This is a genomic window from Streptomyces sp. NPDC041200 (assembly GCF_055591805.1).
This window is the reverse complement of record NZ_JBVIZF010000036.1, coordinates 1-23,854: the sequence shown is the minus strand read 5'-3', so window position 1 is coordinate 23,854 and position 23,854 is coordinate 1. Positions and strand designations below refer to the sequence as shown.

20 protein-coding genes are annotated in these 23,854 nt (G+C 71.2%); 13 read left to right on the top strand and 7 right to left on the bottom strand.

Annotated elements, in window-relative coordinates:
• Positions 1-25 precede the first annotated feature (25 nt).
• On the bottom strand, positions 26-1,453 hold the full coding sequence (locus tag ACZ6CL_RS37135) for a purine-cytosine permease family protein (protein WP_468944485.1): 1,428 nt from the start codon (positions 1,451-1,453) through the stop codon (positions 26-28).
• Positions 1,454-1,543: 90 nt separating this feature from the next.
• Positions 1,544-2,461, bottom strand: coding sequence for a flavin reductase (locus ACZ6CL_RS37130; RefSeq protein ID WP_468944483.1), 918 nt, complete (start codon positions 2,459-2,461; stop codon positions 1,544-1,546).
• Between the two features lie 219 nt (positions 2,462-2,680).
• Between ACZ6CL_RS37130 and ACZ6CL_RS37125 the strand changes: the two genes are divergently transcribed.
• The 6 genes from ACZ6CL_RS37125 (at position 2,681) to ACZ6CL_RS37100 (ending at position 8,119) form a co-directional block, all read left to right on the top strand.
• Complete coding sequence (locus ACZ6CL_RS37125; RefSeq protein ID WP_468944481.1) at positions 2,681-3,820, top strand: LLM class flavin-dependent oxidoreductase; 1,140 nt, start codon at positions 2,681-2,683, stop codon at positions 3,818-3,820.
• On the top strand, positions 3,813-4,430 hold the full coding sequence (locus ACZ6CL_RS37120) for an amino acid synthesis family protein (protein WP_468944479.1): 618 nt from the start codon (positions 3,813-3,815) through the stop codon (positions 4,428-4,430). The genes ACZ6CL_RS37125 and ACZ6CL_RS37120 overlap by 8 nt, the downstream gene beginning before the upstream one ends.
• Positions 4,427-4,978 (top strand): amino acid synthesis family protein, encoded by a 552-nt coding sequence (locus ACZ6CL_RS37115; protein ID WP_468944477.1) that lies wholly within the window; start codon positions 4,427-4,429, stop codon positions 4,976-4,978. Before ACZ6CL_RS37120 ends, ACZ6CL_RS37115 begins: the two co-directional genes overlap by 4 nt.
• A gap of 5 nt (positions 4,979-4,983) precedes the next feature.
• Complete coding sequence (locus tag ACZ6CL_RS37110) at positions 4,984-5,829, top strand: alpha/beta fold hydrolase (protein ID WP_468944474.1); 846 nt, start codon at positions 4,984-4,986, stop codon at positions 5,827-5,829.
• Positions 5,826-7,313, top strand: coding sequence for an aldehyde dehydrogenase (locus ACZ6CL_RS37105; RefSeq protein ID WP_468944472.1), 1,488 nt, complete (start codon positions 5,826-5,828; stop codon positions 7,311-7,313). Before ACZ6CL_RS37110 ends, ACZ6CL_RS37105 begins: the two co-directional genes overlap by 4 nt.
• Positions 7,314-7,438: 125 nt before the next feature.
• The gene (locus tag ACZ6CL_RS37100) at positions 7,439-8,119 is read left to right on the top strand and encodes a GntR family transcriptional regulator (protein WP_468043943.1); all 681 of its coding nucleotides are present in this window, start codon (positions 7,439-7,441) and stop codon (positions 8,117-8,119) included.
• 4 nt (positions 8,120-8,123) lie between these two features.
• Here the strand turns inward: ACZ6CL_RS37100 and ACZ6CL_RS37095 are convergent, their stop codons facing one another.
• From ACZ6CL_RS37095 to ACZ6CL_RS37085, 3 genes are read right to left on the bottom strand one after another with little or no spacing between them, the layout of a single operon-like run.
• Positions 8,124-8,795, bottom strand: a complete 672-nt coding sequence (locus ACZ6CL_RS37095; protein ID WP_468944468.1) for a GntR family transcriptional regulator — start codon at positions 8,793-8,795, stop codon at positions 8,124-8,126.
• 60 nt (positions 8,796-8,855) lie between these two features.
• Positions 8,856-9,908, bottom strand: coding sequence for a sialidase family protein (locus tag ACZ6CL_RS37090; RefSeq protein ID WP_468944466.1), 1,053 nt, complete (start codon positions 9,906-9,908; stop codon positions 8,856-8,858).
• Between the two features lie 12 nt (positions 9,909-9,920).
• A complete protein-coding gene (locus ACZ6CL_RS37085; protein ID WP_468944463.1) occupies positions 9,921-11,294 on the bottom strand; it encodes an MFS transporter in 1,374 nt (457 codons plus the stop codon).
• Between the two features lie 223 nt (positions 11,295-11,517).
• Between ACZ6CL_RS37085 and ACZ6CL_RS37080 the strand changes: the two genes are divergently transcribed.
• The 5 genes from ACZ6CL_RS37080 to ACZ6CL_RS37060 all read left to right on the top strand — a co-directional run bounded on the left by ACZ6CL_RS37080 (position 11,518) and on the right by ACZ6CL_RS37060 (position 17,828).
• Positions 11,518-13,821: a glycoside hydrolase family 3 N-terminal domain-containing protein gene (locus tag ACZ6CL_RS37080; protein ID WP_468944460.1), complete on the top strand. Its 2,304-nt coding sequence runs from the start codon at positions 11,518-11,520 to the stop codon at positions 13,819-13,821.
• Positions 13,822-14,030: 209 nt separating this feature from the next.
• Entirely contained in the window at positions 14,031-14,954 is a 924-nt protein-coding gene (locus ACZ6CL_RS37075; protein WP_468944459.1) for an AEC family transporter, read from the top strand.
• Positions 14,955-15,156: 202 nt separating this feature from the next.
• Complete coding sequence (locus tag ACZ6CL_RS37070; protein ID WP_468944457.1) at positions 15,157-15,981, top strand: SigB/SigF/SigG family RNA polymerase sigma factor; 825 nt, start codon at positions 15,157-15,159, stop codon at positions 15,979-15,981.
• Between the two features lie 180 nt (positions 15,982-16,161).
• Positions 16,162-16,998, top strand: coding sequence for an SDR family oxidoreductase (locus ACZ6CL_RS37065; RefSeq protein ID WP_468944454.1), 837 nt, complete (start codon positions 16,162-16,164; stop codon positions 16,996-16,998).
• Positions 16,999-17,117: 119 nt separating this feature from the next.
• The gene (locus ACZ6CL_RS37060; protein WP_468944451.1) at positions 17,118-17,828 is read left to right on the top strand and encodes an HdeD family acid-resistance protein; all 711 of its coding nucleotides are present in this window, start codon (positions 17,118-17,120) and stop codon (positions 17,826-17,828) included.
• A 394-nt stretch (positions 17,829-18,222) separates the two neighbouring features.
• On the opposite strand, the gene ACZ6CL_RS37055 is transcribed toward ACZ6CL_RS37060, so the two are convergent.
• Positions 18,223-19,380: a baeRF2 domain-containing protein gene (locus tag ACZ6CL_RS37055; protein ID WP_468944449.1), complete on the bottom strand. Its 1,158-nt coding sequence runs from the start codon at positions 19,378-19,380 to the stop codon at positions 18,223-18,225.
• A gap of 121 nt (positions 19,381-19,501) precedes the next feature.
• Here ACZ6CL_RS37055 and polX point away from each other — a divergent pair, with 121 nt between their 5' ends.
• Together polX and ACZ6CL_RS37045 are read left to right on the top strand one after the other, a co-directional pair.
• Positions 19,502-21,247: a DNA polymerase/3'-5' exonuclease PolX gene (gene polX, locus ACZ6CL_RS37050; RefSeq protein WP_468944447.1), complete on the top strand. Its 1,746-nt coding sequence runs from the start codon at positions 19,502-19,504 to the stop codon at positions 21,245-21,247.
• Positions 21,244-22,005: a uracil-DNA glycosylase gene (locus ACZ6CL_RS37045; protein WP_468944445.1), complete on the top strand. Its 762-nt coding sequence runs from the start codon at positions 21,244-21,246 to the stop codon at positions 22,003-22,005. The genes polX and ACZ6CL_RS37045 overlap by 4 nt, the downstream gene beginning before the upstream one ends.
• 81 nt (positions 22,006-22,086) lie before the next feature.
• Here ACZ6CL_RS37045 and ACZ6CL_RS37040 read toward each other — a convergent pair whose 3' ends face one another.
• Positions 22,087-23,709 (bottom strand): S1 family peptidase, encoded by a 1,623-nt coding sequence (locus tag ACZ6CL_RS37040; protein ID WP_468944443.1) that lies wholly within the window; start codon positions 23,707-23,709, stop codon positions 22,087-22,089.
• Positions 23,710-23,854 lie beyond the last annotated feature (145 nt).

The following is a 23,854-nucleotide window of genomic DNA, read 5'->3' as shown; positions in this document are numbered from 1 at the left end:
GATGCCGCCCGTTCTTGACGTACCGTCAGGGACCCGCCACCGTCGCGGGTTCCGCGGGCTGCCCGGCCGGGGCCTCGTCACCGGCGCGCACCCACAGCGGCTTCAGCCGGTAGGTCAGCAGGTACAGCACCAGGGAGGCGCCCGCGGCGACGTACATGCTCAGGTCACCCGCGCTCGGGTACGCCGAGGCGAACGCGCCGGTGTACAGCTTGGACTCCCAGAAGGGTACGGACGCCAGCACGCCGCCCGCCCACGCGACGAAGCCCCAGGAGAGCACCCGCTTGCGGTCGTACAGTTCGGCGATCCGGGCCGGGTCGGAGCGGCCGCCCAGCCAGTAGTCCAGGAGCAGTACGACGGCGAAGGGCGCGATGAAGTACGCGGTGAGGTTGAGGAACACGGAGAACTTCTCCTCGATCCCGGACTCGCCCCACAGGCTGATGACGTACGCCAGCAGACAGATGACGGTGACCGCCTGGGTCCGGGTGACCGGCACCTTCAGGGTCTGGACGGAGATCGCGCCGCCGTAGACGTTGAGGAAGTTCTGCGCGAGCGCCGAGAGGCCGACCGCGATGAGCGCGGGTATGGCGAACGGCCCGGCCAGTTCGTGGAGGGCGGTGATGGAATCGGTGCTGTTGGCGTTCGAGCCGACCAGGACGCCCAGGATGCCGAGCCAGCAGATGGTGACGAAGTTGCCGAACCCGGTGTACCAGGCGGTGCGCTTCACCACGTCCGGGGTGTCCGGCAGATAGCGCGAGTAGTCGGAGGCGAACGGCGCCCAGGCGACGAGGAAGGAGAGGAACCAGCCGCAGAAGGTGATCCAGCCGCCGGTGTCACCGATGTAGCCGGACGCCTTCGGGTTGGCGTCGAAGGTGCCCGCGCCGCGCACCAGGGCCACGACCGTGATCATCGCGAACAGCGGGGTGAGCACATAAGTGAGCACGCGCTGAAGGAAGTTGATCATGTTGTAGCCGAAGATGGATACCACCAGCTCGATCCCGGTGAGCAGCAATCCGCAGAGCCAGTACGGCAGATGCGTCAGCTCCGAGATCGCCTTGGCACCGAGGATCACGGTGACCGAGGCCCAGCCGACCCCGGCGAACACATTGATGTACGCCACCGGCAGGAAGTTTCCGAAGAAGCCCAGCGGCCCGCGCGCCTGAATCTGCTGCGGCACCCCGAGCCGTACGCCCATCTTGGACATCACAGCCATCAGCACCGAGCCGGCCCCGGCCCCGACGACGATCGCGGCGACCGCGCCGGTGAAGCTGAGACCCAGGCTGATCGCGCTGAACCCGAGCAGGATGATGGGGAAGTTGAGGCCGGCGGCGAACCAGACGAAGAACTGCGAGCTGGGCTTGCCGTGCCGCTCGTTGTCGGGGATGTGGTCGACCCCGAAGGGTTCTACTTTGGTGACCGCGCTGCCGTAGACCGGCGCCGCATCGTCGTGGGTCATGGGCGTGCTCCTGGGGACAGGGGAGATCTGGGCGTCAAGGGGTGGCAGTGTGCGGAGGGAAGGGTGGGTCCAGGCGCGGCCGGAGGCGTCTCACCACGGCAAAGGCGCTGTGTTCGAGATATCGAAAAACCCGCCACCACTGTAGACCAGAGGTGCCAGGTCCTCGTGACGGGCCGCGACCACCCGGCCGGTGAAGACGGTGTGGCTGCCCGCTTCCAGCCGCTCGCCGATCTCCACCTCCAGCTGGGCGCAGGACCCGTCGAGCAGGGGGACGCCGGAGTCGCCCGGGGTCCAGGACAGTCCGGCGAACTTGTCGTCGCCCTTGGACGCGAAGACCTTGGCGACGTCGAGCTGACCGGCGGCGAGGATGTTGATGCCCAGGTGGGTGGCCCGGTGCAGCGCGGGGTGGGTGGTGGAGCTGCGCTGGACGCAGACCAGCACCATCGGCGGGTCCAGTGAGATGCTGGAGAAGGCGTTGACGGCCAGGCCCCTGGGCGTACCGGCGTCGTCGGTGGTCACCACGGTCACGCCGGTGATGAACTTGCGGTGCACCCCGCGCACCAGGTCGGCGTCGACGGCGGCCTCCTGGGTGGTGGTGATGATCCCCAGCGCCTCCAGCAGCTGGCGGGGGTCCCAGGTCACCCACTCCTCGGCGATCACACCGTTGTCGAAGTGGGTGAAGGTGGCGCCGGAGACTTCGACCGGGCGGCCGGTGGGTGGCACGCCGAGGAAGTCGCCGGTGTGGCTGCCGGTGCTGCGCCAGCGGATCGCCAGCTCCTCACCGTCCTCCACGATCTCCTCGATCTCGGTGTGGAGGTCGGGGAACGCCTCGCGGATGGCGCGTACGGAGTCCTTGAACTGCTCGCGGTCCTGGGGCGCCGCGGCGGGGCCGCGCCGTCGGACGTAGCCGGGGCTGAGCAGCTCGTCGAGCGCCTCCATCCGGCCCTGATCCCAGGCGGCCTGCCAGGCGGAGCGGATGCGGGTGGTGCGGTCAAGAGTGTGCGTCATGACGGATCCCTCATTCGGCTCTTGTATGGCAGAGGACGCTAAGAACGGCGTCGGCCGCTGTCAACACCTTGGGACAAATGAACCGGGAAAGAACCGTTCTCGCAGCAAATGCACAGGTCAAAGTTGTTGCCTGGACGTTAACCCTTGACGGGCCCCAACCGGACTCCTAGCCTCCCTGCCATGGCACAGCGCGACCCGGAAGAACAGGACGGACGCTGCATGCGATTCTCGATATTCCACAACCTCGGAGCACCGGGCCGGCTCGGCTCCTACGCCGAAGTCATGGACGAGGCACGGGAGTTCGCGGTCGCCGCGGACCGCGCTGGCTTCTGGTCCACCTGGTACACCGAGCACCACTTCGGCCACGAGGCCATCGAGATCACCCCGAACCCGGTCCTGATGGGCGCGGACATCGCCGCCCGCACCGAGAACATCAGGATCGGCCAGGCGGCGAACATCGCCACCTTCTGGCACCCGCTGCGGCTCGCCGAGGACATCGCGATGCTCGACCAGCTCTCCGGCGGCCGGGTCGAGGTGGGCCTCGGCCGGGGGCTGTACGGACGCGAGGCGCTCAATCTGAACGCGCTCGCCGATCCTCGCGACCAGGAACAGAACCGCGCGCTGTACGACGAGACCGTGGAAATCCTGCGCAAGGCGTGGAGCGGCGAGTTCTTCTCGCACCAGGGCCGCTTCTACGAGTTCCCCGCCCCCGGGGTGAAGTGGAACCACCCGCTCTCCCCCGCCACCCCGGCCTACATGGAGGACGGGGTCATCACCAAGATGCAGGTCACCCCGTTCCCGATGCAGCGCCCGCATCCGCCGCTGTGGCAGGTCATCGACAGTCCCCGGTCGATCCAGGCGGCCGCGGCCGACGGGGTCCAGGGGATGTTCTGGCTGCCGCCGGTCTCGGCGCTCAAGGAGCGCTTCGAGCTGTACCGCGACACGGCGAGCCGGGCGTCGGGCCGCGCGTACGCGCTCGGCGAGGGCATCGGCCTGGTCCGGGACGTCTACGTCGCCGACACCATGGAGCAGGCGCGCGCCGACTTCGAGGAGGCGCTGATGACCACCTACCGGTGGATCATGCACTTCCGTGGCCTGGGCAACCTGATGGAGGCGGGCGAGGAGCTGACCGGCGCCCACGAGCTGTCGTTCGACTTCCTGGCGGAGCGCAATCTGCTGGTCGGCACCCCCGAGTACGTCTCGGAGAAGATCGCCGAGCTGCGGGAGGAGGTGGGCCTGGAGCATCTGCTGCTGTGGACCACCCACCCGGGTCTTGAGCACCGCAAGGCGATGCGCAGCCTGGAGCTGTTCGCGGAGAAGGTCATGCCGCGGTTCACCGGTGGCGGCAGCCATGACTGACCTGGGCCTGCGCAAGGTCGTCAGTGTCACCGACGAGCTGCTGCTGGAGCTGGGGCGGCCGGTGACCGTGCCGGTGCGCCGGGCCGCGGCGGCCGCGGTGATCCGTAACCCGTGGGCGGGCCTGGGCCTGGTCGCCGATCTGCAGCCCGAGGTCGAGCGGATCGCCCCGGGGCTCGCGCGGCTGCTCACCGACCGGGTGAGCGAGGCGCTGGGCGGCGTGGAGCGGGTCGAGGCGTTCGGCAAGGCCGCCATCGTCGGCCTGAACGGGGAGATCGAACACGGCGGGGCGCTGATCCACACCCCGTTCTTCGGCAACGTCCTGCGGGAGCTGACCGAGGGCACCTCGATCATCGTGTTCAGCGACGACCGGCTTCCGGCGGGTGAGCCGCTGACCGTACCGCTGTGGCACAAGACGGCGGCCGCGACCCGCTCGCACTACCAGACGTGCCAGATCCGCATCCCCGACGCGCCCCGGCCCGACGAGATCGTCGTCATCGCGGCCGGTGCCTCCGGCCCCCGCCCCAACGCGCGGATCGGGGACCGGGCCACCGATCCCGCCGTCCGCCTCGCCGACCTGGAAGACCGCAAGAACATGGAGACCGTGCAGTGAACGTCCGCAAGATCATCACCTTCACCGAGGACATCCACAGCGAGGGCGGCCGCCCGGTGGACCCGCCCGCCCGGACCGCGGTGGTGCTCGCCGTCATCGAGAACCCGTGGGCCGGACAGGGCTATGTGACGGATCTGCTGCCGGGTATCGACGAGGTGGCGCCGAAGCTCGGCGAGCTGCTGGCGCCGCGGGTGGTCGAGGCGCTGGGCGCGCCGGTCGAGGCGTACGGCAAGGCCGCCATCGTGGGCCTGGACGGGGAGATCGAGCACGGCTCCGGGCTGATCCACACGCTCAAGTTCGGCGACCACTTCCGCAAGGCCGCGCAGGCCACCACCCTGCTGCCCGCCGTGGAGAAGCGCGCGGCCGCGGGCACGGTCTTCGACATCCCGCTCAAGCACATCACCGATGCCACGATCCGCTCGCACCACCAGAGCATCGAGGTGCGGGTGGCGGACGGACCGCGCGCCGACGAGATCGTGGTCGGGCTCGCGGCCGCCGCCCAGGGCCGCCCCCAGGCCCGGCTGGCCCCGCTCGCCACGGAGCAGTGAGCGCCATGGGCACGGGCAGCGATACGCACACGCCCCGGACGGGCGGCCCGACCCGTCCGTCCGGGACGTGCTCCACCACGCCGGTCGCGCTGGGGCACGAGACGCACGGCGCCGGGACCGACCTCGTCCTGCTGCACGGGGTCGGGCTCGACCGGAGGATGTGGGAGCGGTGTCTGCCCGCGCTCACCGCCCGGCACCGGGTCACACTGGTCGATCTGCGCGGCCACGGCACCTCCCCGGCCGCGGCCCCCGGGGTGTCGACGGCCGAGCTGGCCGCGGATGTCGCGGCCGTGCTGAGCGGACCCGCGCACATCGTCGGCTTCTCGCTCGGCGCCCTGGTCGCCCAGCAGCTCGGCCTGGACCGGCCGGACCTCACCGCCTCGCTGACGCTCGTCAGCTCGGTGGCGGGCCGGTCGGAGGACGAGCGCGCGGCGGTGGCGCGGCGGCGGGAGGTGGCGGCCCGGGACTTCGGGGCGTCCGCGTGGGCGGCGGTCGACCGCTGGTTCTCCCCCGGCTGGCGGGCGCAGGAGCCCGGTCTGGCGCAGCGGGTGCTGGACACGCTGCTGGCCAACGATCCCGTCTCGTACCTCGCCTGTTACGACGTCTTCGCGACCGCCGACGCCGGGCTGTGGCCGCAACTGCCCCGGATCACCGCCCCCACCCTCGCGGTGACCGGGGAGGACGACCCCGGGTCGACCCCGGCCATGACGCACCGGCTCGCGCAGCGGATCCCCGGGGGCCGGGCGGTGATCGTGCCCGGGGCCCGCCATCTGCTGCCACTGGAGTGCCCGGAGCGGCTCGCCGACGCAATCCTCACCCACACCGGACATCAGGAGTGCCACAGCTCATGAACCGCCTGCCGCGCCATGACCACTACATCGCGGGCGAGTGGACCGCCCCCGCCGACGGCGGCTACTTCGCCAGCGTCAACCCGGCCACCGCCGAGTCCTGGTACGAGGCGGCGGACGGCACCGCCGCCGATGTGGAGCGCGCGGTGAACGCCGCCCGCGCCGCCTTCGAGGATCCGCGCTGGCGCGATCTGAGCCAGACCCGGCGCGGCCGGCTGCTGCGCGACCTCGGCGATCTGATCGGCGAACACGCCGAGGAGCTGGCCCGCACCGAATCCCTGGACAACGGCAAGCTGCTGCGCGAGATGCGCGCCCAACTCGCGGGCATGCCCGAGTACTTCTATTACTACGCGGGCCTCGCCGACAAGATCCAGGGCGACGTCATCCCGGGCGCGAGCCGCGCACTGCTCAACTACACCCTGCGCGAACCGGTCGGCGTGGTGGGCGCCATCACCCCCTGGAACTCGCCGCTGCTGCTCACCGCCACCAAGCTGGCCCCGGCACTGGCCGCCGGGAACACGATGGTCATCAAACCGTCGGAGCACACCTCGGCCTCGCTGCTGGCGCTCGCCCCGCTCTTCGAGGAGGCGGGCTTCCCGCCGGGCGTGGTCAACGTGGTCACCGGCTTCGGCGCGACCGCGGGCGGCCCGCTGACCGAGCACCGGGACGTGGCCAAGGTGAGCTTCACCGGCTCCACCGAGACCGGCCGCCGGATCGCCCGTACCTGCGCCGACCGGCTGATCCGCTGCACCCTGGAGCTGGGCGGCAAGTCCCCCAACATCATCTTCCCGGACGCCGATCTGGGCTCGGCCGCCATGGGCGTCATCGCCGGGGTGTTCGCCGCCGCCGGGCAGACCTGTGTGGCGGGCAGCCGGGTGCTGGTGCACCGCGAGGCGTACGACGAGATCCTGGAGCGGGTGACCGCGCGGGCCGCCACCATCGCGATCGGCGACCCCCTCGACGACGCCACCGAGCTGGGCCCGCTGGCCCTCGCCGACCAGTTGGAGAAGGTCGAGGGTTACGTCGAACTGGGCCGCTCCGAGGGCGGGAAGGTGGTCTGCGGCGGGGCCCGGCCGGACACCGGCCTCGGCGGCTACTTCTACTCCCCCACCGTGTTCACCAACGTCGACAACACGCTGCGGATCTGCCAGGAGGAGATCTTCGGGCCGGTGGCCACGGTCATGGCCTTCGACTCCGAGGAGGAGGCCCTCGCCATCGCCAACAACTCGCAGTACGGCCTCGCGGCGGGCGTGTGGACCCGGGATGTGAACCGGGTGCACCGGATGGCCGACCGGCTGGAGGCGGGCACGGTGTGGGCCAACACCTACCGTTCGATGTCGCCGATGTCGCCCCGGGCGGGCTTCAAGAACAGCGGCATGGGCACCGAGCACGGCACGGAGGTCATCCGGGAGTACACCCGGCTGAAGAGTGTGTGGATCAACACCAGCGAGGAACCAGCTGGGGATCCGTTCATCCTCAGGTCATGACGGTATGAGGTCATGGCGCGTGAGGTCATGACGACATGTCCAGGCGGGAGCGCTCTTGTATGGCAGAACACACCAACCTGTCCTCGGTTGACGGGGAGAGAGCGCCCCGCATACTGTCCCGTGCCATGCAACAACCCACAGGGAAGCGGCTTCAGCAGACCAGCATGCAGGCGAGGGTCGCCGAGGAGCTGCGGCAGATGATCATCAGTGGCGAACTGCCGCCCCGCTCCAGCCTGTCCGAGATGGCGCTGTCCGAGACCTTCGGGGTCAGCCGGACGCCCATCCGCGAGGCTCTCAAGCAGCTCCAGATAGAGGGGCTGGTCGAGGTCCGGCCGCGGGTCGGCACGTTCGTCGCCGTGCCGTCACGCCGTGAGCTGACCGAGCTGTTCCAGATGAAGGAGCTGTTCGAGGGCGCCGCCGCCCGGCTGCTCGCCTTCCGTGGGAACGTACCCGAGGTGGATCAGCTGGAGGCCAGCATGCGGGCGGCCGACCAGGCTGTCGAGGACGGCGACGCCGAGCGGTACGCGGCGCTGGTCCACGAGTTCCACGATCTGATCGTCAGGGGCGCGGACAACAGCAAGCTGGAGGGGCACTACCGCACCCTGATGAATCAGCTCGCCTACGCCCGGCTGGTGCGCACCTCGCTGTCCCGCCCCGGGCGCCTCATCGAGTCGGACTCCGAGCACCACCGCGTCCTCAGCCTGATCCAGGCCAAGGACGGCGACGGCGCCGAGCGGGTGATGCGCGAGCATGTGCGCGCCAGCCACCAGGCCCTGATGAAGGGCATGGACGAGCGCGGGCACTGAACGCTCAGCCCTCGGCGGCCCGTGCGGCGCGCAGCGCGGCGCGCAGCCGGTTCTTGGCGCCGAGGAGATGCTCGCGCAGCGTGGTGACGGCCGTCTCGGTCTCGCCGCCGCGCACGGTCTTCAGCAGATCGGCGTGGGCCTCGGCGGAGGGGTGCAGATCGACGTCCTGGGCGTTGGTGACATCGAGGACCACGCCGAAGGTGGGGCGGTACTGCTCCCAGACTGCGACCAGCCGCCGGTGCCCGGACAGGACGTAGAACTGGGAGTGGAACTCCAGGTCGGCGAGGGCGAAGTCGCTGGGCGCCGCGCGGTCGGCGGCGTCCAGCATCCGGTCGACGAACCCCTGGGCGCGGTCCCAGTCGCCGGGTTCGGCCCGGCCGATGGCGAGGGTGAGGGCCAGGGTCTCCAGGGATTCCCGCAGCGTGTACAGCTCGTCCACGTCGTCCTCGGTGAGCCCGGTGACGAAGACCCCGCGGCGGCGCGATTCGACCAGCCCCTCGGCCTCCAGCTGCCGCAGCGCGTCGCGGACCGGGCCGCGGCTGACGTCGTACTGCTCGGCGAGGGCACCTTCGACGAGATGGGTGCCGGGGCGCTGCCGTCCTGAGATGATGAGGACGCGCAGCTCGTGGGCGACCAGATCGCCGAGGGACTGCTGCTGTAGCGAGGTGATGGGCACCGACGGACTCCTTCTGGGGGGCGGAACGTCCTCTTCAGTCAACGGTTAACCGTTGACTCATTATTCCTCCCCCAGGGCCGCTTCGGAAACGGTGGCGAAGACGATGCCGCGCCGCTGCCAGGTGTAGCTGACGGCGACCCCGTCCGCCCAGGGCACAACGGCCGGGTAGGAGAACTCGCGGTGGCCGTCGGTCCGCACGCCCGTCTCGTCCGGGACGATGGCACCGGGGCGGGAGACCGGCCGGTCCTCCAGCACCACCGCCCGGCGAAAGGTGAGCCCGTCGTCCTCGGAGACGGACAGCACCAGCGGGGTGCGCGCGCCCCACTCGGCGGCCACCGGGTTGTGGGCCAGCACCACCCGGCCGTCGGCGATCCGTACGGCGTCCAGCCCGCTGTTGTTGTTCGGGACGTCCAGCGGCCGCGCGGCCGACCACGTCATGCCGCCGTCGTGGGAGGCGCTGCGGCAGACCCGGCCGCAGGAGCTGCGCAGCAGCATCCGCACCTCACTGGGGGCGCTCTCCCACAGGGTGGGCTGGATGACCCCGGCGCCGGGGAACGCGGAGCGGTCCAGCGGTACGGGCGCGGAGCGCCGCCAGCTCGCGCCGCCGTCGTCCGAGCGATCGGTGAACGCGTCCCAGCGGCCGCCCGCGCTCCGCGGCTCCTCGGTGGACGCGGGCGCGAGCCAGCCACCGTCGGCCAGGCGGACCGGCTTGTTCTTCACCGGTCCGCGCCCACCGGCCCCGTCCGCGCCCGGCACCAGCTCGGCGGGGGCGGACCAGCTCAGACCGCCGTCCCGGGAGCGCAGCACCCGGGTGCGCCAGCCGGGGATACGGTGGCCGGTCTTGTAGAAGAGCAGCACCTCGCCGTGGCCAGTGGCGAACAGGACGGGGTTCCAGTGTGGCAGCCCCGTCTCGTCCGCCACCTTCACCGGCTCGTGCCACGCGCCGTCACCCGCCCGCCGCGCCAGCCAGATCGCCACGTCGTCCGCGCCCTCCCGGCTCCCGGCGAACCAGGCGGCGAGCACCTCGCCGTCCGGCAGCGGGAGCAGGGTGGAGGCGTGGCAGTGTCCGAAGCGGGGGTCGTCGCGCAGGACGAACTCGCGGTGGACGGTCATGGGTGGCTCCTGTCAGGGCGCGACCGCGTCGGTCTCCGGCACCTTGGCGGCCTCGGTGTCCGGTGCGGGCCCGGGCCCGGCCGTCATCGCGGAGCTGGTGTCGACCAGGTCGCGGCGGGAGGTCTCGGGGGTGAAGAAGTACGCGGCGGCCGCCGAGACCAGGGCGACGGCGCTCGCGTAGGCGGCCACCGGGACCCAGTTGTCGCCGCCGCCGGTGAGCGCGGTGGCGATGAACGGGGTGAGGCCACCGGCCACGATGGCGCCGAGCTGGGCGCCGACCGAGGCGCCGCTGTAGCGGACCTTGGAGCCGAACAGCTCGGTGAACAGGGCGGGTTGGACGGCGTTGCAGGCGTTGTGGGCGAGGTTGATGACCAGGCAGTACGCCAGGACGATCAGCACCGCCGAGCCGGACTTCAGCAGCCAGAACGCCGGGAAGGCCAGCGCCGCGGCGGCCAGGCCGCCGTAGACGTACACCGGGCGGCGGCCCACCTTGTCGGACAGCGCGCCGAAGAAGCCGTGGGCGGGGAAGGCGAGCACCGAGGCGATCATGATGGCGGTGGTCAGCGTGGCCTTCGGGATGCCGAGGTGTTCGGGTCCGTAGGACACCGCGAAGACGGTCAGCAGGAAGAACGGCACGCTCTCGCTGAACCGCAGCGACATGATCAGCAGCACGCTCCGCCAGTCGTGGCGCAGCACGTCCAGCAGCGGCGCCTTGGCCTTGCCCTCCTCGTGCTTGACCTGCTCGAACACCTCGGATTCACCGAGCCGCCCGCGCATCCACAGGCCCACGCCCACCAGCGCCGCACTGCACAGGAACGGCACGCGCCAGCCCCAGGCCTGGAACTGCCCGTCGGGCAGCATGCCCATCAGCGCGAACATGCCGGTGGCCAGCAGCTGTCCGGAGAAGCCACCGGTGTTGGGCCAGGCGCTGAAGAAGCCGCGGCGGTGGGCCGGGGCGTTCTCGACGACCATCAGCATGGCGCCGCCCCACTCACCGCCGACCATGAAGCCCTGGATGAAGCGCAGCACCACGAGGAGCACCGGTGCCCAGATGCCAATGGTGTCGTACGTTGGCAGAAGACCGACGGCGAAGGTGGCGGCGCCCATCCCGCACAACGTCGTGACCAGCGTGGTCTTCCGGCCGATGGTGTCGCCGAGGTGGCCGAAGACGAAGCCGCCGAGCGGGCGGGCGATGAAGCCGATGCCGAAGGTGGCGAACGACGCGAGGGTGCCCGCGAACGGGCTCAGACTCGGGAAGAAGAGATCGCCGAATACCAGCGCGCTGGCGAGGCCATAGAGCAGGAAGTCATAGAACTCGATGGTGTTGCCGATGAAGCTCGACAACACGGTGCGGCGGAGCTGGGCGGACGCGTGGCGTGAGGTCATGTGTTTCTCCTGCTCTGGGCCTCATTGCCCGGGCAATTGGTTAACCGTTCACGGTTAACCGTGGCGATGAGTATGGAATCCCGCCCCACGCCCGTCAATAGGAACCCATTACGGGAACCCTTGACGCCCCGGAAACGGCTCCGTACCTTCGGTTCACCTCTTGAAAGATCGAACCGTCGAACACCCTCTGAACTCTTCACAACTCTTCAAGGGACGAAGAAACATGAATGGTGTGCGCAGACGAACGGTGCTCGCCGCGGCGGGCGGCACGGCCATCGCGGGCAAGGCCGCCACCGGCACCGCCCACGCCCGGGAGCGGCCGGGCCCGGGCGAGCGGCCCGCGGCGGAACCCGCCCCGTACGAGGCCAGGGTCCAGGCCCTGCTGGGGCGGATGACGGTCGAGGAGAAGCTCGGCCAGCTCCAGCAGCTCGCCTGGACCGGCGACACCGGGCCCGGCGGCGGACAGACCGCCGAGGCGGAGAAGGCGGCCCGCCAGGGACGGCTCGGCTCCGTCCTCAACATCTACGGGGCGAAGAACACCAACACCCTCCAGCGGATGGCCGTCGAGGAGTCACGCCTGGGGATCCCGCTGGTGTTCGGGCTCGATGTCATCCATGGCATGTGGACCACCTTCCCCATCCCGCTGGCCCAGGCCGCGAGCTTCGACCCGGCGGTGGCCGAACGGGACGCCGAGGTGTCGGCGAAGGAGGCCCGCTCCAACGGGGTGCACTGGACCTTCTCGCCCATGATGGACGTCACCCACGAACCTCGCTGGGGGCGGATCTCCGAGGGCAGCGGCGAGGACCCGTATCTGACGGCCGCCGTCGCCGCCGCCAAGACCCGCGGCTACCAGGGCGAGAACCTGGCGTCGAAGGACCGGCTCGCGGCGTGCGCCAAGCACTTCGTCGCGTACGGCGGCGCCGAGGGCGGGCGCGACTACAACACGGTGGACGTCTCCGAGGCGCGGCTGCGCAACCTCTACCTCGGGCCGTTCCTGGCGGCCGTGGACGCCGGGGTGGCCACCGTCATGGCGAGCTTCAACACCATCAGCGGGGTCCCCGCCCATGGCAATCCGCACACCCTCACCGACATCCTCAAGGACGAGTGGGAGTTCGGCGGCGTCGTCGTCAGCGACTACAACGGCGTTCAGGAAATGACGGTTCACGGCTTCGCCGCCGACCACGCCGACGCGGCCCGGCTGGCGCTGAACGCCGGGGTCGACATGGAGATGGCCAGCACCACCCTCGCCGACCACGGCAAGCGGCTGCTGCGCGGCGGTGACATCACCACCGCCCGGCTGGACGACGCGGTAGCCCGTATCCTGCGGCTCAAGTTCCGGCTCGGGCTCTTCGAACACCCCTATGTGGACGAGGACGCCGCGATCAACGAGCCCACGAAGGCGTCCCGGGCGGCGGCCCGCGAGACGGCCGCGCGCACCCTGGTTCTGCTCAAGAACACCCCGGCCGCGAAGGGAAAGGCGGCGCTCCTCCCCCTCGGCCCGTCGGTCTCCTCCATCGCGGTCGTCGGCCCCTTCGCCGACTCCACCGATCTGCGCGGCTCCTGGGCCGGACCCTGGGCGGACGCGTTTGCCCCGGTCACCGTCCTCGACGCGGTCAAGGACGCCGCGCCGAAGGCCCGGGTCACCCATGCCCGCGGCGTGGACCCGGCAGGCAAAGACACCGGTGGCATCGCGAAGGCCGCCGCGGTCGCCAGGGCGGCCGAGGTGGCGGTCGTCGTGGTCGGGGAGGCCTCGGCGCTCAGCGGGGAAGCGGCCGTACGCAGCGACATCAGCCTGCCAGGACAGCAGGAGAAGCTGATCGCGGCGGTCGCGGACACCGGTACACCCTTCGTCGTGGTCCAGGTCAGCGGGCGTCCGCTGACGATGGGCGGCTGGCTGGACTCGGCACCCGCCGTGCTCCAGGCGTGGCATCCGGGCATCGAGGGCGGAAACGCCATCGCGGACGTCCTGTTCGGCACGGTGAACCCCGGCGGCAAGCTGCCGGTGTCCTTCCCGCGCTCGGCCGGGCAGATCCCCATCTACTACAACCACGAGAACACCGGGCGCCCCTACGACCCGGACAACAAGTACACCTCCAAGTACCTCGACCTCGCCGACGGCCCGCAGTTCGCCTTCGGCCACGGCCTCAGCTACACCACCTTCGACATCGGGGAGCCGAAGCTGTCCGTCAGCCGGATCACGGCCGACGCGCTGCGCAAGGGCGACACCGTGGAGGTGGCGGTCACGGTGCGCAACACCGGGGAGCGCGAGGGCGACGAGGTGGTGCAGGTGTATCTGCGCGACCCGGTGGCCAGCCTCGCGCAGCCGGTGCGGCGGCTGTGCGGCTTCCGCCGGACCACCCTCGGCGCCGGGAAGTCCACCACCCTCCGCTTCCGGCTGGGCACCGAGGACCTGGGCTTCTGGACCCATGACCGGGACGGCACGTTCACGGTGGAGAAGGGCGAGATCCAGATCTACGCGGGCAACAGCTCGCTGGCGAGGAGTGAACGCACCCTGACGATCACCTAGGCCGATCGCACAGCCGATCACATAGTGGGACGGCGTCCCGTCTTCTGCACAGCCCGCCCGGGTTACTTGTAGGGTGCATGCTGACAACTCCAGCCCGGGAAGACACCGCCGATGACCGCCGCGCCCCGCCTCTCGCCCCGCGTTCCCAGACGCCACCCCGCTCCGCGGGACCCCGTAGCCCACCGGCACCCCGGCCGGGCGGAGGTCCCGTGGGCGGTGTGATCACCGGCTTCGGCGTCATCGCGAGCATCATCGTCACCGGCTATGTGCTCGGCCGCCGCGGAGCGCTGGGCGGGCAGGGCCGGGAGGTGCTGACCAAACTCTCCTTCAACGTCGCCTCACCCGCACTGCTGTTCACCACGCTCGCCCACGCCGATCTCGCCGTCATCGTCTCGACCCCGCTGCTCGTCACGGCCCTGAGCACCTTCGTGGTGGCGGGCGCGTTCGTCGCGGTCGGCGCGGTACGCAAGTGGAGCGTGGGCCGCACCACGATCGGCGCCCTGTGCGCGAGCTATGTGAACGCGGGCAACCTCGGCATCCCGATCGCCATGTACGTCCTCGGCGACGCGTCCCTCATCGCCCCGGTGCTGCTGTTCCAGCAGCTGGTGATGACCCCGATCGCGCTCACCGTGATCGACCTCAGCCGCCCCTCGGACCACCCGCCCTCGGTACTGCGCCGGGTGACCTCCCCGTTCCGCAATCCCATCGTGATCGGCTCACTGTCCGGGGTGGCGGTGGCCGCCGCCGGGTGGCGGGTGCCCGGGCCCATCATGGAACCCTTCTCCCTGGTGGGCAGCATGGCCGTCCCCGCCGTGCTGCTGGCCTTCGGGATCTCGCTGCCCGGCAGTGAGCTGCCCGGGCGGGGCGAGGAGCGCGGTCCGGTGCTGCTGTCGGTGGCGCTGAAGTCCTTCGGCCAGCCGGTGGTGGCCTGGGCCATCGCGGCCGGTGTGTTCCGGCTCGGCGGGCCCGCCCTCTTCGCGGCCGTCGTCACCTCCGCGCTCCCCTCGGCGCAGAACCTGTTCACCTACGCGGTGCGCTACGACACGAGCACCATCCTGGCCCGCGAGTCCATCCTGCTGTCCACGGTGCTGGCCGCGCCGGTGCTCATCACGGTGGCGGCGCTGCTGGGCTGAAATCCCCGTGTGCGGCGGCCGGTTGGGTTTACCCCTGGAGGCCCCGGGCAAGCGGCTATGCGTGCTTCGGACCGGAGGCACGCACCGCGGGAGCAGTCTGATCGCTCCAGGGCGCGGCCTCCGGTCCGCATCCCGCACGCTCCCGCATGGCAGCGACCACGGTCCCAGGCGACCCGTCAGCCCATCGCAGGAGGTGTGTGAGATGACGACCGCAGCGCAGGACACGGCCCGTCCCCGGTCCGGCTCCTCGAAGCACCCGCATGACGACGCCCCCGACACCAGCGCCGAGTTCCACGAGATGGCCCGCCTCCCCGAGGGCCCCGCGAAGGACGCGCTGCGGCAGCGGGTGGTGGAGGCCTGGATGCCGATGGCGCGGCGGCTGGCCCGCCAGTACCGCAACCGGGGTGAATCCCTGGAGGATCTGGAGCAGGTGGCCGCGCTCGGCCTGGTGAAGGCCGTCAAGCGGTACGACCCCGAACACGGCACGGCGTTCGCCGGTTTCGCGGTGCCCACCGTCGTCGGCGAGATCAAGCGCCACTTCCGGGACCACCTGTGGGTGCTGCACGTGCCGCGCCGGGTCCAGGAGCTGCGCAACCGGGTGCGGACCGCACACCGGGAGCTGTCCCACTCCCTCGACGACGCCTCGGTGCCCACCGAGGCCATCGCCGAGCGCACCGGCCTCACCGAGAAGGAGGTGCGCATCGGCATGGAGGCCATGGGCAGCTTCACCCCGCTGTCCCTGGACGCCCAGCTGACCGGCGCGGACGACGGATACTCGCTGGCGGACACGCTCGGCCGCCCGGAGCCCGCGTACGACCGGGTGGTGGACCGCGAGGCGGTGCGCCCCGGGCTGGGACGGCTGCCCGACCGGGAGCGCCAGATCCTCTACATGCGGTTCTTCTGCGACATGACGCAGAGCCGGATCGCCGAGCAGCTCGGCATCTCCCAGATGCATGTCTCCCGGCTGATCAACCGCACCTGCTCGACGCTGCGCGCCCAGGCCATGGCGGAGGCGAGCGCCCACTGAACGGCGCGCCGCCCGCCACTCCCCCGCGTCGCGCGGCTGAACGTTGCTGAACGTTGCGCCGCTGGAACGATGTGCATCGCCTCAGCGGGTGACCGTGGCGCCGTGGAGAAGGACGGTGTCCGCCACGGGCTGCGAGGGTCGGGGCGCGCACCACGGACGCCCCAGCGAAGGAGAACACCCATGACCACTCCCCAAGGCCCGCCCTCGGTGTCCGACCTGCGGCTCCTCAAGGGCCAGAAGGCGCTGGTGACCGGCGCCAACTCGGGCATCGGCAAGGCGACCGCGATCGCCCTCGGGCGCTCCGGCGCGGATGTCGTCGTCAACTACGTCTCCGACCGTCCGGCCGCCGAGGCCGTCGTGAAGGAGGTCGAGGACCATGGTGTGCGCGCTTACGCCCACCAGGCGGATGTGTCGCGGGAGGACCAAGTGGTCGGCATGGTGTCCGACATGGTCGACCGGCTCGGCACGATCGACATCCTGGTCGCCAACGCGGGCCTCCAGCGTGATGCCCCGACGATGGAGATGACCCTGGCGGACTGGGAGAAGGTGCTCTCCGTCAACCTCACCGGTCAGTTCCTGTGCGCCAGGGAGGCGGTCAAGGAGTTCCAGCGGCGCGGTGTCGTTCCGCAGGTGTCGCGGGCGGCCGGGAAGGTCATCTGCGTCAGCTCGGTGCACCAGATCATCCCCTGGGCCGGTCATGTGAACTACGCGTCGTCCAAGGGCGGCGTGGCGATGATGATGCAGACCATGGCCCAGGAGCTGGCGCCGCGGAAGATCAGGGTGAACGCGATCGCGCCGGGTGCCATCCAGACCCCGATCAACCGCGACGCGTGGGACACCGAGGACGCCCGCACCGCGCTGCTGGAGCTGATCCCCTACGGCCGCGTCGGCGACCCGCAGGACATCGCGAACGCCGCGGTCGTCCTCGCGTCCGACCTGTGTGACTACGTAGTGGGCACGACGCTCTACGTGGACGGTGGCATGACGCTCTTCCCCGGATTCGCGACGGGCGGCTGACCGCGGCGGCACCGGCCGCCACCGGCTGCCACCGGCTGCCACCAGCCCGCCACCAGGCGATTCGGCGCGCGGAGAGCGAGGATGGTGGTATCACTGTTCCCTCAAGGAGGTGGACGACGATGACGTTCCCCTCGGACAATTCGCGCGACGCCGACCAGGCAGATCAGCGGGCCGACCAGCGGAATGAGCGTCCCGGCGACGCGGACCGCCCCTTCACCGGTCTCCTGGGCACCCTGTCGGACGCCGCATGGCAGGTCCTACTGACCGCGGGCCTGGCCGCGATCGTGCTGGGGCTGCTGGTACTGGTGTGGCCAGCGGCCACCCTGGCGGTGGTCGGCGCCCTGTTCGGCGTATACCTGCTGATCAGCGGCATCTTCCAGCTCATCGGGGCCTTCGGGGCGCATGTCCCCCGGTCGATGCGCGTCCTCGGCTTCATCAGCGGCGCGGTGAGCGTGTTCCTCGGACTGATCTGCTTCCGGGGTCCGGCACAGTCGGTCCTGCTGCTGGCCCTGTGGATCGGATTCGCCTGGCTGCTGCGGGGCGTCATGCACACCGCCACGGCCGTCCAGGACGAGGGGATCCCCGCCCGTGGCTGGCAGATCTTCCTCGGCGTCATCAGCGCCCTGGCCGGAGTCGTGCTGATCGTGTCGCCCTTCGGCTCCATCGCCGCGCTCACCCTGGTGACCGGCGTCTGGCTGATCGTTCTGGGCATCATCGAGGTGATTCACGGGATCCAGCTGCGGGCCCGGCTCGGAGGCCAGGGGGGCGAGGCCGCGCGCAAGGCACATCACGGCTTCCGGTTCCGTCAACAGCCCCATCCGCAGCCGTGACAGCCGCGACAGCCGCCCCGAGCGGCTGTCGCGACAACCTGGGGGCTAGTGGGTCTGCACCCACCACGCCATCATTCCGATGGCCGCGGTGCCGCATGCATACGACGCGCCCCGCACGAAATTCGCGGCGGCGAGCCGTCCGTATCGACGCCATCTACTACTCGAACGACTGGGTACTGGTGGGCGAACCTCCATCGTCTGCATGTGGAGCCCCTTTCGTGACCGTACGGACAGTGACTGTCCGACAGGGGGGAACGACGCGCTGAAGAAAGCATACAAAAGTGTGAACTTTCCCTATATGACAGACTCGCCGGGAAAATAGCTTTCGACACGATTTCAGATCCGGTGCGGCCAGGGGCTCCTGACGGCCCCGGGGCGCGACCGGCAGCGGGTCTCAGCCCTGCCCGTGCCAGCGCAGCACCGCGCCCAGCCCACCGGCCGGTCCCGGCACGCCCTCGGGGACCAGCAGCACCTCGGTGTCGGCCACCGCCGCGGACCGCATCAGCGCGTCGTCCGCGCGCGCCGGCTCGGGTGTGCGCACGCCCAGCGCCCGCACCTGGGCCCGCTGCACCGCCAGCTGATCGGCGCCGGGCCCGATCCACACCTCATGGCGCATGTCGCCGCCCGCCTGCCCCAGCAGCAGGGTGGCCGCCTGATGGCTGCGCACCGCCTCCACCACCGCGGGGACCCCCTCCGCCGCCCCGCTCGGCGCGGAGCCGTCGTGGCCGCTGGCGATGTGCCCGCCGGGGCGACCGCGCCCGGCGCGGAAGAGATCGAGTACGGCTTCCAGATGGGCCCGGGCGTGGTCCGCGCGGGCGTGGTCGATCTCCGCCTCCAGGAGTTCCCGGGCCGATCCGGGCGCCCGGCTGCCGTGCCGCGCCTCCACGGCCCGGTCCCGCAGCGGCTCGGGCAGCCGGTCACGTACCGCCCTGCGCTCGCGCGGATCGCCCGCCAGGACCAGCAGCGGCGCCCCGCTGTCCGGCCACTGCCGTACCAGCTCCTCGGCGACGAGGTCCGCAGTGTGCTCCCAGCCGTTCTCGACCCGGTTGCGGTAGTGCCACTCGTACCGGTCGGCGGGCAGCGACCGGTGGCCACGGCCCCGCGGTCCCCCGGCCGTGGCGCGGCACACCGGGCGGGCCCCGCCCTCGTCACGCAGCTCCAGGTCGGCGCCCGTCCGGTCGACGTACACCACCAGGCACGACGGCCACTCGCCGCGCAGCGACGCCAGCGGCGCCACCCGGGGCAGCGGCGACCAGGACGTCATCACGTCGCCCGGGGACGCGGCCAGCGGCAGGTCGAGCACCACCTCACCGTCCGCGGCGAACAGCGCCCGTCCGGCGGACGCCGTGGCCGCCCGCTCACCGGCCAGCCTGCCCACCACCGCCTCACGGGTGCGGGGGTCGGCGCCCTGGGCGGTCAGCTGACCGGCCACGAACCGCTCCCGCAACCGGCGCCGCGTGGGGGCGTCCTCCGTCGCACGCGAGGTGTCGAGGTAGACGCACGCCCACGGACCGGGACGATCGAACAACGGCTTCAGGAATCCAACGTCCATGACCTCCCCCAAACCGGGGAAACACCCGCGGGGAAACACACGCGCTTCTCGAACCAAGCATCCCTCCAGCGCTCCGGGATCGCCAGTACCGTCCGGCCGTACGGCGACTAGAATTTGTTGCATGGCTCGCTCCAACGAGGAGGTCGAAGCCCTCCTGCGTGAGTACGCCGATCTCCTCCTGATCACGGGCGGGGACGCGTTCCGGGCGCGCGCCTACGAGAAGGCCGCGCGGTCGATCGGCGGCCATCCCGCCGATGTGGCGCGGCTCGATGTGAAGGCGCTGCGCGAGATCCCGAACGTCGGCAAGTCGATCGCCGACAAGGTCGTCGAGTATCTGCGCACCGGACACGTGCCCGCCGTCGAGCAGGCGCGCGCCGCGATCCCCGCCGGGGTGCGGGAGCTGACCGCGATCCCGGCGCTCGGGCCGAAGAAGGCCATGCTGCTGTACGAGGAGCTGGACATCGCCTCGGTCGAGCAGCTGGCCACCGCGATCGAGGAACACCGGCTGCGCGACCTCAAGGGCTTCGGGCCGAAGTCCGAGGAGAACATCCTGCACGGCATCGGACTGCTGCGGGCCGCGGGCGGCCGGGTCCCGCTGGACGGGGCCATGGACGTCGCCGATGACATCGTGGCCGCGCTGTCCCGGGTGCCGGGCTGTGAGCGGGTGGCGTACGCCGGGTCGCTGCGCCGGATGCGGGAGACCGTGGGCGACGTGGACATCCTGGTGGCGGCCGCCGAATCGGCCCCGTTCATGGACGCGTTCACCGCGCTCCCGTACACCACCGAGGTCATCGCGCACGGCGAGAAGAAGACCTCCATCCGCACCACCAAGGGGCTCCAGGTGGATCTGCGGGTGCTCCCGCTCGACTCGTGGGGCGCGGGGCTGCTGTACTTCACCGGCTCCAAGGCCCACAACATCCGCGTCCGCGCGATCGCGGTGCGCCACGGGCTCAAGCTCTCCGAGTACGGCCTCTTCGAGACCAAGAGCGGCAAGAAGATCGCCTCGCGCAGCGAGGAGGACGTGTACGCGCGGCTCGGCATGGACTGGATCCCGCCGACCCTGCGCGAGGACCGCGGCGAGGTGAAGGCCGCGCTGGAGGGCCAACTGCCCACGCTGGTCGGCGCATCCGATCTGCGCGGCGATCTGCACACCCACACCGATCTCACCGATGGCCTCGAACCGCTGGAGAACATGATCGCCACGGCGGAGCGGCGCGGCTACGCGTACTACGCCGTCACCGACCACGCGCCGAAGCTGTACATGCAGCAGATGACGAAGGAGAAGATCCTCGCCCAGCGGGAGCGCCTGCGCGCCATGGACCACGGGCGCGGCCGCCGGGACATGCGGCTGCTGCACGGTGTGGAGCTGAACATCGACGCCGACGGTGAGGTGGACTGGCCCGACGACTTCCTCGAAGGCTTCGATCTGTGCGTGGCCTCGGTGCACACGCAGTTCGGCCAGGACCGGGACACCATGACCCGGCGGTTCCTGCGGGCCTGCGAGAACCCGCACGTCAACATCATCGGCCATCCGACGACCCGTATCCTCGGCAAGCGGCCCGGCGTCGACGCCGACCTGGACGCGGTGTTCGCCGCGTGTGCCCGTACCGGTACCGCCCTGGAGATCAACGCGCATCCGAACCGGCTGGACCTGTCGGACGAGAACATCCTGCGGGCGAAGGAGTACGGCGTGGTGTTCGCCATCGACAGCGACGCGCACTCCACGCTGGACCTGGCCAATCAGCGGTACGGGGTGGGCATGGCCCAGCGCGCCTGGCTGACCACCGACGATGTCATCAACACGTGGCCACTGACCCGGCTGCGGCGTTTCCTGCGCAAGGGGGCGGGGCACCCGCGCGACGTATGACCCCACGTGACGCACCAGCCGAGCCCGCCCGCCGGGCGCCCGGAGCCCGTACCCTCGCCGAGCTGGACGAGCGGGTGAGCCGGTGCCGCGCCTGCCCGCGGCTGGTGGCGTGGCGCGAGGAGGTGGGCCGTACGAAACGGGCCGCCTTCGCCGACTGGGACTACTGGGCCCGGCCGGTGCCCGGATTCGGCCCGCCGGACGCGGCGCTCGCCCTGGTGGGGCTCGCCCCGGCCGCGCACGGCGGCAACCGCACCGGCCGGATGTTCACCGGCGACCGCTCCGGGGACTTCCTGTTCGCGGCGCTGCACGCGGTGGGCCTGGCCAACCAGCCCACCGCTACCCACCTCGGCGACGGTCTCGCGCTGCGCGGGGTACGGATCACCTCACCGGTGCACTGCGCGCCGCCCGCCAATCGCCCCACCCCGGAAGAGCGGGACACCTGCCGCCCGTGGCTGGAGCGGGAACTGCGTCTGCTGCGGCCGACCCTGCGCTCGGTGGTGGTCCTCGGGGCGTTCGGCTGGCAGGCCGCCCTGCCCGCGCTGAACGCCGCCGGCTGGACCGTGCCCCGGCCGCGGCCCGCCTTCGGACACGGCACGCGGATCACGCTGGAGGCCACCGACGGGGGCGCACCGCTGCGGGTGTTCGGCTGCTATCACGTGAGCCAGCGGAACACCTTCACCGGTCGGCTCACCCCGGCCGTACTGCGCGATGTGCTCGGCGCGGCGGCGGAGGCGGCCGGGCTCCGCGAGATCGGCTGAGCGTTGTGCGGGGGAAGAGAGGGAGGCCCCGGGCACTGGGGCAGGAGGGCGCCCGGGGCCTCGTTCAGGGGGTGAGCCGGGTCAGTTGAGCCCGGCCCCACTGGCGGCGTCACCGGCTCCGGCGCCCGCGTTGGCACCGGCGTTCGCACCGGCATTGGCACCGGCATTGGCACCGGCGTTCGCGGCACCCTCGGCGCCCGTACCGGCATTCGCGGCGCCTTCATCACCGGCACCGGCGTTCGCGGCACCCTGATCACCGGCACCGGCGTTCGCGGCGCCCTCGTCGCCAGCACCGGCATTCGCGGCGCCTTCATCGCCCGCGCCCGCGTTGGCGGCGCCACCGGCGTCCTCCGCGCCACCGGCATCGCCCGCGCCGCCGTCATCGGCGCCGATCACAGCGCCCGTGGCCTCCAGGGCACCGGTCACCGGCTGGAAGAACGTCTCGCCGCCCTGGGTGCAGTCACCGCTGCCACCGGACGTGAGGCCGACCGCCGCGTCCCCGGCGAACATCGCGCCGCCACTGTCGCCCGGCTCCGCGCACACGTTCGTCTGGATGAGGCCGTTGACGATGTCGCCACCGCCGTAGTTCACCGTGGCGTTCAGGCCGGTGACCTCGCCGTCGCTGACGCCCGTCGTGCTGCCGGTGCGCGTCACCTCCAGGCCCACGCTGGCCTCGACGGCCCGGCCGATGGCCTGGTTGGTGCCGTCGGCGAGCTTGACCGCGCTCTCCGGCTGGGTGGTCGCGTCGTCGTACATGACCAGCGCGAAGTCGGTCTCGGGGAACTGGGTGTCCTGGACCGTGCCGAGCGCCTGGGCGCCCTCCTGGTCAGCGGTCCAGGTCTCGGACTCGTTGCCGCAGTGGCCCGCGGTCAGGAAGCCGGGGGCTCCGTCGACGTCGACGTTGAAACCGAGGGAACAGCGGGCGCCACCGCCGAAGATGGCATCGCCACCCACGAGACCGGCAGCCGCTTCGCCGCCACCGCCCGCGCCACCGGCAGCCTCACCGGCACCGCCAGCGGCACCCCCGGCACCGCCCGCGGCCTCACCAGCACCACCGGCACCCGCGTCACCAGCACCACCGGCGGCAGCGTCACCGGCACCACCGGCGGCAGCGTCTCCCGCGCCGCCAGCGGCCGCGTCGTCCCCGGCGGCGGCGCCGCCCGCCGCGTCACCGGCGCCCGTCTGGGCCGTGTCGCCCTCGTCGAACCTCTTGAACTCGCCCTTCGTCCGCTGGACGGTCACCATGCCGTCCATCGCGTCCGTGGCCTTGGTCAGCGTGGCCCACTTGGCGCCGGTCACGGTCTTGTCCGCGGTCACCCGGACCTTGTTGGTCACCGGGTCGATGGACCAGGCGGTACCGGCCACCGAGGCGTCGGTGCTCAGGGTCTGGGTGGCGGCCTTCAGCTCGGTCATGCTGTTCTGCACGATCTTGGCGACCGCGCCCTGCGCTTGCACGGTCTTCGCCGCGTCCTCGGTCATGACGTTCATGACCAGTTGGCTCGTGTCGTTGTTGAAGTACCAGCCAGCGCCGTTGTCACCGAGGTCAGAGGCGAGACTCCGCGCGAGTTTCACTGCCGACGGGGACGAGAAGGTCTTCACGTCCGTCGTCTTGTCCTGGCTCGCATTGGCATTGGGCAGCAGAAGGGCGGCTGCCCCGAGCGCGACGACAGCAGCTCCGGAAACGGCGAGGGTCCGCTTGTTCACACGTCGGTGGTGGCTCAACACTGACCTCCAGTAGGGGGGCGTGGGGGGGGGGGTGGGTGTGTGAAGTGTCTCTTTCCCCCCCCCCCCCCAGCCACCCCCCACAACAAGAAAAGGATCCCCCCCCCCTCCCCCCCTGCCTCCCTCC